This window comes from Streptomyces sp. NPDC041940 (assembly GCF_055589465.1).
The window spans coordinates 312269-323882 of the sequence record NZ_JBVJBP010000001.1 but is presented as its reverse complement, the minus strand read 5'-3'; the positions used below and the strand labels follow the sequence as shown (position 1 = coordinate 323882).

The window sequence follows — 11614 nt, the reverse complement described above, 5'->3', positions numbered from 1 at the left end:
GCACCCGCCAGGGCCCTCAGCGCTCGACCTTCGTCTTGTAGCCCCGGCCCCACTGCAGGCCCCACCCGTACAACCGGTCCAGCTCGGCCTGGAAGCCGTAGACGAACTTCGCCTCGCGGCGCACGATGATCTCGTCGTTCTTGATCTTCTCGATCATGACGACGGCACAGGAGCGCGCCTGCGGCTGGCGTTCGTCGAGGTGGATCTCGATGCGCGGGCCGCTGCTCGGGTAGAGGGTGACGCTGGCGTGGGTGCGGTCGAAGGCGGGTGTCTGGTCGTAGATGTAGACGAAGACCAGGAGCCGCTTGATGTTCTCGCGGTGGTCGAGGTTGATGTACATCGTCTCGCCGGACCCGGAGCCGAACCGGTCGTCGCCGCTGAGCTTGACGTACGGCGGGGCGTTGACGTCGCCGAAGTAGCCGCCGAGGGGCTGGACGACGCCCTTGGTGCCGTCCTGGAGCTCGTAGAGGCAGCCCAGGTCGAGGTCGACGTTGACCATGCTCTGGCTGTGGCCGACGACCTCGGGTGGTTTGAGGGCCCGGAAGGGGTGCCGCAGCAGGCTCTCGCGCTGCGGGCCGCCGATGTCGGACGTGCGCATCCGCCAGCTCAGGTTGACGCGCAGATGGCCGTTGGCCGCGTCCTGCTTGGTGAGTGATATCTGCGCGTTCCGCTTGGTCAGCTCGATCGCGTTGGTGGCCGCGTGGCCCGAGTCGAACTGCATGTTGCGCCCGCGCCCGAGTCCGTCGAACAGGCCCATTCCGCCCCCCAGGTTCACTTGAAGACCGCAGGTCATCGCGCGACCCACGGCCTTGACGGCCGACGGGGCGGCGCCGAGGACTCGCCTCGGCAGCCGCCCCGCACAGAGCGTTCCTCACCCCGAGGGGTGTCACACCCCGGACGAGACCTCAGTCTTCTCGTCCGAGCCGGCTTTTCCCTCGGCCGCCGCGATGGCGCGGTTGCGGCGCACGGAGGACCAGAAGGAGGCGCCGATCAGGATGACGCCGATGGAGCCGGTGATGAACTCGTTGATCTCGTACTGGATGGTGACGAGGAGGACCATGGCGAGGGCGCCGATGGCGTAGTGGGCGCCGTGCTCCAGGTAGACGTAGTCGTCGAGGGTGCCCTCGCGGACCAGGTAGACCGTGAGCGACCGGACGTACATGGCGCCGATGCCGAGGCCGAGGGCCATCAGGACGATGTCGTTGGTGATGGCGAAGGCGCCGATCACACCGTCGAAGGAGAAGGAGGCGTCCAGGACCTCGAGGTAGAGGAACATGAAGAACGCGGCCTTGCCGGCCAGCTTGACCGCCGACTTGGGCTTGCCCTCGCGCGCGGCCTTCTCCTCGGCCTCGTGCTCGCGCTCCTCCTCCTCTTCGAGCTTGTCCTCGAAGTAGCCGGAGAGGCCGCCGACGATCATGTAGGTGATCAGACCCGCGACACCGGAGAGCAGGACGGTCTCCGCCTTGTCGGCGTGGGTGCCGCCGTGCTGGTGGGCGTTGGCGCCGAAGGTGATCGAGGAGATCAGCAGGACGATCAGGGCGATGCAGACCGACAGCATGTCGACCTTGCCGAGCTTGGCCAGCGGGCGCTCCAGCCAGCCGAGCCACTTGATGTCCCGGTCCTCGAAGATGAAGTCCAGGAAGATCATCAGCAGGAACATGCCGCCGAAGGCGGCGATCGACGGGTGGGCGTCGGTGACGTACTGCTGGTACTGGTCCTTGTCGGTGAGCGCGAGGTCGACGGCCTCGATCGGTCCGAGCTGGGCGCTGAGCGCGACGATCACGACGGGGAAGACCAGCCGCATACCGAAGACGGCGATCAGGATGCCGATCGTGAGGAAGATCTTCTGCCAGAAGGCATTCATCTTCTTCAGGATCCCGGCGTTGACCACCGCGTTGTCGAAGGACAGCGAGATCTCGAGGACGGACAGGATCGCTACGACGCCGAACGCGGTCCACCCTCCGTAGAGAACCGCCGCGACCAGGCCGAGCGCGGTGACCGCGAACGACCACCCGAAGGTTTTCAGAACCACTGGCTACCCAATCGTGTGTGTACGGGGCTCCCCCGCGCCGTACCCGGCTTTACGAACATTTGAAGCCGAAGTCTAGTCCGGCCCCTTCCATACCCCACCGGGCCCCGGATTTTGCTCATATCGCGTTATGAAACGCTGACCCCGAAGTCGAGCGCGATGCCCCGCAGCCCCGACGCGTACCCCTGCCCGACCGCTCTGAACTTCCATTCGCCCTGGTAGCGATAGACCTCGCCGAAGATCATCGCGGTCTCCGTGGAGGCGTCCTCGCTCAGGTCGTAGCGGGCGAGTTCCTGGCCGTCGGCCTGGTTCACGACGCGGATGAAGGCGTTGCTGACCTGGCCGAAGGTCTGGCCGCGCTCGTCGGCCATGTGGATGGAGACGGGGAACACGATCTTGTCGCACTGCGGCGGCACCTTGGAGAGGTCGATCAGGAGCGACTCGTCGTCGCCGTCGCCCTCACCGGTGAGGTTGTCACCGGTGTGCTCCACCGAGCCGTCCGGGCTCTTGAGCTGGTTGTAGAACACGAACCACTCGTCCCCGAGCACCCGCCCGCCGCTGCACACCAGGGCGCTGGCGTCGAGGTCGAAGGGGGCTCCCGTGGTGGAGCGCGCGTCCCAGCCGAGCCCGATCATCACCTGCGTGAGGTTCGGTGCGGCTTTGGACAGGGAGACATTGCCTCCCTTGGCGAGCGTGACGCCCATGATTCCCTCCCCTGTGATGTTTCTCAGGTGGTCCTGCGCGTCCGGCGCCGCACGTAAACCGTGCGGCGCCGGATGGTGTGACCTTGGGCCCTCAGGGCCTGCCGGTCGAGGCTCAGACGTTCACGCCGAAGTCCTGCGCGATGCCGCGCAGGCCCGAGGCGTAGCCCTGGCCGATGGCGCGGAACTTCCACTCCGCGCCGTGCCGGTAGAGCTCACCGAAGACCATGGCGGTCTCGGTGGAGGCGTCCTCGCTCAGGTCGTACCGGGCGATCTCGGTGCCGCCGGCCTGGTTCACGACGCGGATGAACGCGTTGCGGACCTGGCCGAAGGACTGCTGGCGGGTCTCGGCGTCGTAGATCGAGACCGGGAAGACGATCTTCTCGACGTCGGCCGGGACGGTGGCGAGGTCGACCTTGATCTGCTCGTCGTCGCCCTCGCCCTCACCGGTGAGGTTGTCGCCGGTGTGCTCGACCGAGCCGTCCGGGGTCTTGAGGTTGTTGAAGAAGATGAAGTGCTGGTCGTTGCCGACCTTGCCGGAGTTGTTCAGCAGCAGCGCACTGGCGTCCAGGTCGAAGTCGGTGCCGGTCGTGGTGCGGATGTCCCACCCCAGACCGATGATGACCGCGGTCAGGCCCGGCGCCTCCTTGCTAAGCGATACGTTGCCGCCCTTGCTGAGGCTGACTCCCACGAGTCCTCCATTGGTGTTCTGGGGCGGGATGCCCCGTTGTGCTCGGATGTCGGATCAACGAGTCGATCCTAGTGACGGGTTCCCGCCCCACCCAGGCCCTGAAGCAGGGAATTCAGCGGGTGTCGGGCACATGACGCCCGACCGGCGTCACAGGGAGTCGAGCGCCTTCACGTAGTCGTTCAGGTCGCGCGCGTCCGGCAGGCCGTTGACGACGGTCCACCGCACGACGCCCTCCTTGTCGATGACGAAGGTGCCGCGTACGGCGCAGCCCTTGTCCTCGTCGAAGACGCCGTAGGCCCGCGAGACGTTGCCGTGCGGCCAGAAGTCCGACAGCAGCGGGTACTCAAGACCCTCCTGCTCGGCGAAGACCCGCAGGGTGTGGATGGAGTCGTTGGAGACGGCGAGCAGCTGGGTGTCGCGGTCGGAGAACTGCGGCAGGTTGTCACGCAGCTCGCACAGCTCGCCGGTGCACACGCCGGTGAAGGCGAAGGGGTAGAAGAGCAGCACGACGTTCTTCTCGCCGCGGAAGTCGGACAGCTTCACGCTCGCGCCGTGGTTGTCCTTGAGCTCGAAGTCGGGTGCCTTCTCGCCGGCCTGGATCGCCATCGTGGTGGATGTCCCTTCGTGCGGCTTCTCGGGTGGATCCACCCTACGCAGGCACCGGGACAGGCCGATGGGCGGGCCGACAGCGTCGACCCGCCCCGTCCGAACGACTAACGCTTGGACTTGGCGGCCTTCGGCGTGGCCAGCCGGCTGCCGCTCCAGTCCTTTCCGACGCTGACGCTCTTGGACGCCGTCAGACCCGCCGTAGTGGCGGCCTCCGAGATGTCGCTCGGCTCCACATAGCCCGAACGGCCGGTCTTCGGCGTGAGGAGCAGGATCGCGCCGCCCTCTTCGATGTACGTGGTGGCATCGACCAGCGAGTCCGTCAGGTCGCCGTCGTCGTCACGGAACCACAGCACAACGGCGTCGGCCACGTCGTCGTAGTCCTCGTCCACCAGGTCGCTCTCCACAATGCCTTCGATGGCCTCGCGGAGTTCCTGGTCCACGTCGTCGTCGAAGCCGATCTCCTGGACCACCTGCCCGGGCTGGAACCCCAGCCTGGCGGCAGGGTTCGTCCGCTCCTCCGCGTGGTCCGCGGTCGCGCTCACGGGTTGCCTCCTGATCATGTTTTGGGAATGTCTCAGCCACGCGCGTGCGCGAAGCATTGGCCGTAGTCCACACGGGCGGGACGGATCGCGCAAGTACCCGGCCGTTCAGACCGCCGAAACGGTGACGATCCTGGCCGTGTCACCGCAACTCCAGGCACACCATCATGGTCCGAGGTGATGCACACCACACCTTTCTGCCCTGTTTGGGCGTTTGGGAATCGTCTGTGGGTACGAGACTCGAATGTATTCGCCCCATACGTCACAGAGTCGACGCGGAGCCGGGTTCCCGCCCGGGTTACCGCTCGGTAGAGATGACGTTTACGGCCCCGAGGTAGACCATGGGTGGCGGCGCAGCCCAGCGACATCGCCCAGCGACACCAGCGAAGCAGCGGCCCCGGCACGGCCCTCCGACAGGTAAGGAACAGCGTGGCTTCCGCATCCGATCGCAACCCGATCATCATTGGCGGCCTTCCGAGTCAGGTTCCTGACTTCGACCCCGAAGAGACGCAGGAGTGGCTCGACTCCCTCGACGCCGCTGTCGACGAGCGCGGCCGGGAACGCGCCCGCTATCTGATGCTGCGGCTGATCGAGCGGGCCCGCGAGAAGCGCGTGGCCGTGCCGGAGATGCGCAGCACGGACTACGTGAACACCATCCCGACCAAGAGCGAGCCGTTCTTCCCGGGCAACGAGGAGATCGAGCGGAAGATCCTCAACGCGACCCGCTGGAACGCGGCCGTGATGGTGTCCAGGGCCCAGCGCCCCGGCATCGGCGTCGGCGGCCACATCGCCACGTTCGCGTCCTCCGCCTCCCTCTACGACGTCGGCTTCAACCACTTCTTCCGCGGCAAGGACGAGGGCGACGGCGGCGACCAGGTCTTCTTCCAGGGCCACGCCTCGCCGGGCATCTACGCCCGCGCCTTCATGCTGGACCGGCTCAGTGAGGAGCACCTGGACGGCTTCCGCCAGGAGAAGTCCAAGGCGCCCTACGGCCTGTCCTCGTACCCGCACCCGCGCCTGATGCCGGACTTCTGGGAGTTCCCGACGGTGTCGATGGGCCTCGGCCCGATCGGCGCGATCTACCAGGCGCGGATGAACCGCTACATGCACGCGCGCGGGATCGCCGACACCACCAAGTCGCAGGTGTGGGCGTTCCTCGGCGACGGCGAGATGGACGAGCCGGAGTCGCTGGGCCAGCTCACGCTCGCCGCCCGCGAGGGCCTGGACAACCTGACCTTCGTCGTGAACTGCAACCTCCAGCGCCTCGACGGCCCGGTGCGCGGCAACGGCAAGGTCATCCAGGAGCTGGAGTCGGTCTTCCGCGGCGCCGGCTGGAACGTGATCAAGCTGGTCTGGGACCGCAGCTGGGACCCGCTGCTCGCCCAGGACCGCGACGGCGTGCTCGTCAACCGGATGAACACCACGCCCGACGGACAGTTCCAGACGTACGCCACGGAGACCGGCGCGTACATCCGCGACCACTTCTTCGGTGACGACCACCGGCTGCGGGCGATGGTCGAGGGCATGACCGACGACCAGGTCCTGCACCTGGGGCGCGGCGGTCACGACCACAAGAAGATCTTCGCGGCGTACAAGGCGGCGGCCGAGCACAAGGGCCAGCCGACGGTGATCCTCGCCAAGACGATCAAGGGCTGGACGCTGGGCCCGAACTTCGAGGGCCGCAACGCCACGCACCAGATGAAGAAGCTCACGGTCGACGACCTCAAGCGCTTCCGCGACCGCCTCCACCTGCCGATCCCGGACAAGGAGCTGGAGTCCGGCGTCCCGCCGTACTACCACCCGGGCCGGGACTCGGAGGAGATCCAGTACATGCACGACCGCCGCAAGGGACTCGGCGGTTACGTCCCGACGCGTGTCGTGCGATCCAAGCCGCTGCCTCTCCCCGAGGACAAGACGTACGCGACCGTGAAGAAGGGCTCGGGCCAGCAGTCCATCGCGACGACGATGGCCTTTGTCCGGCTCCTCAAGGACCTCATGCGGGACAAGGAGATCGGCAAGCGGTTCGTGCTGATCGCGCCGGACGAGTACCGCACCTTCGGCATGGACTCGTTCTTCCCGAGTGCGAAGATCTACAACCCGCTCGGCCAGCAGTACGAGTCGGTCGACCGTGATCTGCTGCTCGCCTACAAGGAGTCGCCGAACGGCCAGATGCTGCACGACGGCATCTCGGAGGCGGGCTGCACGGCCTCGCTGATCGCGGCCGGCTCGGCCTACGCCACGCACGGCGAGCCGCTCATCCCGGTCTACGTCTTCTACTCGATGTTCGGTTTCCAGCGCACCGGCGACCAGTTCTGGCAGATGGCCGACCAGCTGGCGCGCGGTTTCGTCCTGGGCGCGACCGCGGGCCGTACGACCCTGACCGGTGAGGGCCTCCAGCACGCCGACGGCCACTCCCAGCTGCTGGCCTCCACCAACCCCGGCTGTGTGGCATACGACCCGGCGTTCGGCTTCGAGATCGCCCACATCGTGCAGGACGGCCTGCGCCGCATGTACGGCGGCTCCGAGGAGCACCCGCACGGCGAGGACGTCTTCTACTACCTGACCGTCTACAACGAGCCGATCCAGCACCCGGCCGAGCCGGCGAACGTGGACGTCGAGGGCATCCTCAAGGGCGTCCACCGCTTCAGCGAGGGCACGGAGGGCTCGATCCCGGCGCAGATCATGGCGTCCGGTGTCGCGGTGCCGTGGGCGGTCGAGGCGCAGCAGATCCTCGCGCGGGAGTGGAACGTCAAGGCCGACGTCTGGTCGGCGACCTCCTGGAACGAGCTGCGGCGCGAGGCCGTGGACTGCGAGCGGCACAACCTGCTGCACCCCGAGGAGGAGCAGCGGGTGCCGTATGTGACCCGGAAGCTGGCCGACGCGCAGGGACCGGTCGTGGCCGTGTCCGACTGGATGCGGTCGGTTCCGGACCAGATCGCGCGCTGGGTGCCGCAGACGTACCAGTCGCTCGGCGCGGACGGCTTCGGCTTCGCCGACACGCGGGGCGCGGCCCGCCGGTTCTTCCACATCGACGCGCAGTCGATCGTGGTGGCGGTGCTGACCGAGCTGGCCCGCGCGGGCAAGGTCGACCGGTCGGTGCTCAAGCAGGCCATCGACCGGTATCAGCTGCTCGACGTGGCGGCGGCCGACCCGGGGGCCGCGGGCGGCGACGCGTAGCACCCGGAAACCTGTCGCACCCTGTCAAGGGGTGGTGCGCGTCACGGGTACACCGTGGGCGCACCACCCCTTCACGTTTCCTACGATGCGGCCATGCAACAGCAGTCCGCCCAACTCCGTTGGGAACAGCACACCCAGCGGCCCCTCTTCGGCCTGGCCCTGGCCTTCGCCGTCGCCTATGCCGTGCCGATCGTCCGGCCGGACGCGAGCCGGGACGTGGTGGAGGTGTGCACCGCGGTGGAGTGGGTGGTGTGGGGGGCGTTCGCGCTCGACTACCTGATCCGGCTGGCGCTCGCGGAGCAGCGGCTGAGGTTCGTACGGACGCACTGGCTCGACCTGGGAGCGGTGTTGCTGCCGGTGCTCCAGCCGATGCGGCTGCTGCGGCTGGTGTCGACGCTGCTGCTGGTCGGGCAGCGGGCGCGGATGGCCTCGCAGATACGGCTCACGACGTATGTCGGCGGGGCCGTGGTCGGGTTGCTGATGTTCGGGTCGCTGGCGGTGCTGTCCGTGGAGCGGGACTCGCCGGACGGGAACATCAGGACGCTGGGTGACGCGGTGTGGTGGTCCTTCACGACGATGACGACCGTCGGGTACGGGGATCACGCGCCGACCACGGGCATGGGGCGGATGCTGGCGGTGGGGCTGATGCTCTCGGGGATCGCGCTGCTGGGTGTGGTGACGGCGAACATCGCCGCGTGGTTCATAGCGCGCTTCGAGAAGGACGACGTGGAGGAGCGCCGGCAGACGGAGGCGATACGGGAGCTGACGGAGGAGGTGCGGGCGCTGCGGGGGGAGTTGGCGGCGCTCAAGGGGACGCCGGTGGACTAGGGCGGAAGACAAAGGTGGGCCCCCGGCTGAACCGCCAGGGGCCCTTCCCTTGTTCACTTCGTCCGGGTCAGAACATGCCCACGCCCGGTGTGACCGCTCCTGACAGCCAGATGATGGCCAGGAGCGTGTCGATGGCGCCCAGAATCACGGCGACAACGGCCGTGACGGGGCGGGAACCCGCCCAGGTGCGGCCCATGGCGAGCCAGCCGCAGACGATCGCCGCGGGGCCGAGGACGATCCCCAGCACAAAGAATCCGGCGACCGCGCAGATGACTCCGATGATTCCGAGCGTCGCGCGGTCCGGCCCGGTCCGTGACCACGTCCGGCCACGTGAGCGGGGGTGCCTGCGCGTACCGTGTCCGAAACTCGCCATCATCAACTCCCGTTGATCCTCGGCTGGTTGGGGTTCGTTCGGATACGACTTGGCGAGTACCCCCCGTACGGCTTTCAATCACGCTGCCTGCGCGCCGCCCCCCTCCGGCAGCGCGCCGCAGCGTCCGTCCCCATGCCCTGCGGAGGACTTGACCCACTGTGACCTGCGACGGGTGCCGAAGGGGAGAGTTCGACGGTTCTGTTCACCCTGATAGGCGAACGCCCGTCAGATGTGCGCCGCGCCCGCGCCGGCCTCCGCGTTCTCACCGCGCTTGGTGAGGAACGCCACCAGCACCGCGACCACGGCGACCCCGGCGGCCACGAGGGACGCCGCGCTCATGCCGGAGATGAACGTGTCGTGCGCGACACCCGTGATCTTCGCGGCGATCGCGTCCGGCGTGCCCGGCGCCAGCGGCGGGACACCGACCTGGACCGCCTCGGACGCCTGGTGCTCCTGCTCCGGCGTCAGCGGCGGAAGCCCCGCCTTCGTCCAGTTGTCCGGGAGGTCGCTGTTGACCTTGGAGGCCATCACCGCACCCAGCACGGCCGTACCGAGGCTGCCGCCGATCTGCATGGCGGCCTGCTGAAGACCGCCCGCCACGCCCGAGAGCTCCATCGGGGCGTTGCCGACGATGACCTCCGTGGCGCCGACCATGACCGGCGCGAGACCGAAGCCCAGCAGGGCGAACCAGAGCGACATGATGCCGCTGCCGGTGTCCGTCTCCAGGGTCGACATCCCGTACATGGCGACCGCGGTGAACGCCATACCGCCGGCGAGCGGGACACGGGGACCGAACTTGGTGATCATCGCGCCGGCGAGCGGCGAGCCGACGATCATCATGCCGGTGAGCGGCAGCAGATGCAGACCCGCGTCGATCGGGCTCATGCCGTGCACGTTCTGGAGGTAGAACGTCACGAAGAACAGGCCGCCCATGAAGGCGATGGCCATCAGGACCATCAGCACGACACCCGCGGACAGCGCCACGGAACGGAACAGCGCGAGCGGGATCAGCGGCTCCTTCACCTTCGTCTCCCAGAAGGCGAAGAGCACGAAGCACAGCACGGAGGCGCCGAGGAACGACAGCGTCTTGACGTCGCCCCAGCCCCACTCGGACGGCGGGGCCTTGATGAGCGCCCACACCAGGCAGAACACGGCCGTCGACAGCAGGGCGATACCCAGGATGTCGAAGGAGCGCGGGGCGTTCTCGGCGCGGTGGTCGAGCAGGATCACCACACCGAGGACGACGGCGAGGATGCCGACGGGCACGTTGATGAAGAACACCGACTGCCAATTGACGTGCTCGACGAGCACACCGCCGAGGATCGGGCCGCCCGCGGTGGACGCGCCGATGACCATGCCCCAGATGCCGATCGCCATGTTCAGCTTCTCGGCCGGGAAGGAGGCTCGCAGCAGGCCGAGCGCGGCCGGCATCAGCAGCGCGCCGAACAGGCCCTGAAGGACGCGGAAGACGACGACGAACGCGATGCTGTCGGACAGGCCGATGGCGCCCGAGGCGGCGGCGAAGCCGACGACGCCGATGAGGAAGGTCTGCCGGTGGCCGAAGCGGTCGCCGAGCTTGCCCGCGGTGATCAGGGAGACCGCGAGGGCGAGGAAGTATCCGTTGGTGATCCACTGGACCTCGGCGAAGGTGGCGCCGAGGTCCTTCTGTATCGCCGGGTTGGCTATGGCCACGATGGTGCCGTCGAGGGCCACCATCATGACCCCCACAGCGACGGTGATGAGGGTGAGCCAGGGGTGTCCCCGCAGCCCCTTGCCCGGCGTCGCGTCCGACGGCGCCGCCGGCGGCTTGCCCCCCGACCCCGTCTTGTCGATGGTGGTCTGACTAGTCATGCGCCGAGGCTAATGACAGCCACTGACAATTGACAAACCAATTCACTAGTCGGTAACTGACATGACATCCCCGTATAGCCTGAACAGGGAAAACACTTCAGACGAGAGGAACGGAACGCCTTGAACCTGCGTGAACGGAAGAAGCAGCGCACCCGGGACGCGCTGCTGCGTGCCGCTCTGGAGCTGTTCGCCACGCGCGGGTACGACGCGACCACCGTCGACGACATCGCCGCCGCCGTCGACGTCTCGCAGCGCACCTTCTTCCGCTACTTCGCCGGCAAGGAGGAGACGGCGTTCTTCGTGCCGCGGCTCGCGGAGGGTCTCGTCGTCCAGGCCCTCCAGGTGCGCCCGCCGGACGAGGTCCCGCTGGAGGCGCTGCGCCGGGCCGTGCTGGAGAGCTGGGACACGATCAGCGAGGCCGTCGAGGAGATCGTGCCGATCGACCTCCATCTGCGCGTCTACCGGGTGATCGAGTCGACGCCCGCGCTGTTCGCCGCCCATCTGCGGCGGTCGGCGGAGCTGGAGGAGCAACTCGCGCGCATCATCGCCGAACGCGAGGGGCTGGACGTGGACGCGGATCCGCGGCCGAGGATCGTCGTGGCCCTCTTCGGCGGCGTGATTCGCGTCACCGAGCGACTGTGGTCCGCGGGGGACGAACTCAGCCTCGCGGGAATGCGCCAACTCACCACGACATACCTGGATCAGGTGGGTCCGGCACTGGCCGGGAACTGGCGTACAGGACAGTCCCCTTAGAGCCTTCACCGAAACGTGATCCCGGTCACTTGGTTAACGCGAGACCCTCTCGTTCTCCTAGTG

General features: G+C 67.7%; 11 protein-coding genes. 3 read left to right on the top strand and 8 right to left on the bottom strand.

The window, feature by feature from the left end; translation table 11 throughout:
* Nucleotides 1-16 precede the first annotated feature (16 nt).
* The 6 genes from ACZ6I3_RS01405 to ACZ6I3_RS01380 form a co-directional block, all read right to left on the bottom strand.
* A complete protein-coding gene (locus ACZ6I3_RS01405) occupies nucleotides 17-757 on the bottom strand; it encodes a TerD family protein (RefSeq protein ID WP_469410805.1) in 741 nt (246 codons plus the stop codon).
* Between the two features lie 129 nt (nucleotides 758-886).
* Nucleotides 887-2032: a DUF475 domain-containing protein gene (locus tag ACZ6I3_RS01400; RefSeq protein ID WP_469410804.1), complete on the bottom strand. Its 1146-nt coding sequence runs from the start codon at nucleotides 2030-2032 to the stop codon at nucleotides 887-889.
* A 125-nt stretch (nucleotides 2033-2157) separates the two neighbouring features.
* On the bottom strand, nucleotides 2158-2733 hold the full coding sequence (locus ACZ6I3_RS01395) for a TerD family protein (protein ID WP_469410803.1): 576 nt from the start codon (nucleotides 2731-2733) through the stop codon (nucleotides 2158-2160).
* Between the two features lie 112 nt (nucleotides 2734-2845).
* Entirely contained in the window at nucleotides 2846-3421 is a 576-nt protein-coding gene (locus ACZ6I3_RS01390) for a TerD family protein (protein WP_184592174.1), read from the bottom strand.
* A gap of 147 nt (nucleotides 3422-3568) precedes the next feature.
* Nucleotides 3569-4027 (bottom strand): peroxiredoxin, encoded by a 459-nt coding sequence (locus tag ACZ6I3_RS01385; RefSeq protein ID WP_399019679.1) that lies wholly within the window; start codon nucleotides 4025-4027, stop codon nucleotides 3569-3571.
* 107 nt (nucleotides 4028-4134) lie between these two features.
* On the bottom strand, nucleotides 4135-4572 hold the full coding sequence (locus ACZ6I3_RS01380) for a DUF3052 domain-containing protein (RefSeq protein WP_469410802.1): 438 nt from the start codon (nucleotides 4570-4572) through the stop codon (nucleotides 4135-4137).
* A gap of 426 nt (nucleotides 4573-4998) precedes the next feature.
* Between ACZ6I3_RS01380 and aceE the strand changes: the two genes are divergently transcribed.
* On the top strand, nucleotides 4999-7746 hold the full coding sequence (gene aceE / locus ACZ6I3_RS01375; RefSeq protein ID WP_469410801.1) for a pyruvate dehydrogenase (acetyl-transferring), homodimeric type: 2748 nt from the start codon (nucleotides 4999-5001) through the stop codon (nucleotides 7744-7746).
* A gap of 93 nt (nucleotides 7747-7839) precedes the next feature.
* Nucleotides 7840-8574 (top strand): potassium channel family protein, encoded by a 735-nt coding sequence (locus ACZ6I3_RS01370; protein WP_469410800.1) that lies wholly within the window; start codon nucleotides 7840-7842, stop codon nucleotides 8572-8574.
* Between the two features lie 67 nt (nucleotides 8575-8641).
* Here the strand turns inward: ACZ6I3_RS01370 and ACZ6I3_RS01365 are convergent, their stop codons facing one another.
* Nucleotides 8642-8950, bottom strand: a complete 309-nt coding sequence (locus tag ACZ6I3_RS01365) for a small hydrophobic protein (protein WP_469410799.1) — start codon at nucleotides 8948-8950, stop codon at nucleotides 8642-8644.
* Nucleotides 8951-9172: 222 nt separating this feature from the next.
* Nucleotides 9173-10798 carry an MFS transporter gene (locus ACZ6I3_RS01360; protein ID WP_469410798.1) on the bottom strand — a complete coding sequence of 542 codons (1626 nt, stop codon included), beginning with the start codon at nucleotides 10796-10798 and terminating at the stop codon, nucleotides 9173-9175.
* 120 nt (nucleotides 10799-10918) lie between these two features.
* Here ACZ6I3_RS01360 and ACZ6I3_RS01355 point away from each other — a divergent pair, with 120 nt between their 5' ends.
* Nucleotides 10919-11551 carry a TetR family transcriptional regulator gene (locus tag ACZ6I3_RS01355; protein ID WP_469410797.1) on the top strand — a complete coding sequence of 211 codons (633 nt, stop codon included), beginning with the start codon at nucleotides 10919-10921 and terminating at the stop codon, nucleotides 11549-11551.
* The last annotated feature ends 63 nt before the right edge of the window (nucleotides 11552-11614 follow it).

Bases quoted from the DNA above. Each gene is read 5' to 3' on its own strand.
- ACZ6I3_RS01360 (WP_469410798.1), bottom strand. From the start codon at position 10,798: ATGACTAGTCAGACCACCATCGACAAGACGGGGTCGGGGGGCAAGCCG.
- ACZ6I3_RS01370 (WP_469410800.1), top strand. From the start codon at position 7,840: ATGCAACAGCAGTCCGCCCAACTCCGTTGGGAACAGCACACCCAGCGG.
- ACZ6I3_RS01405 (WP_469410805.1), bottom strand. From the start codon at position 757: ATGGGCCTGTTCGACGGACTCGGGCGCGGGCGCAACATGCAGTTCGAC.
- ACZ6I3_RS01365 (WP_469410799.1), bottom strand. From the start codon at position 8,950: ATGATGGCGAGTTTCGGACACGGTACGCGCAGGCACCCCCGCTCACGT.
- ACZ6I3_RS01385 (WP_399019679.1), bottom strand. From the start codon at position 4,027: ATGGCGATCCAGGCCGGCGAGAAGGCACCCGACTTCGAGCTCAAGGAC.
- ACZ6I3_RS01395 (WP_469410803.1), bottom strand. From the start codon at position 2,733: ATGGGCGTCACGCTCGCCAAGGGAGGCAATGTCTCCCTGTCCAAAGCC.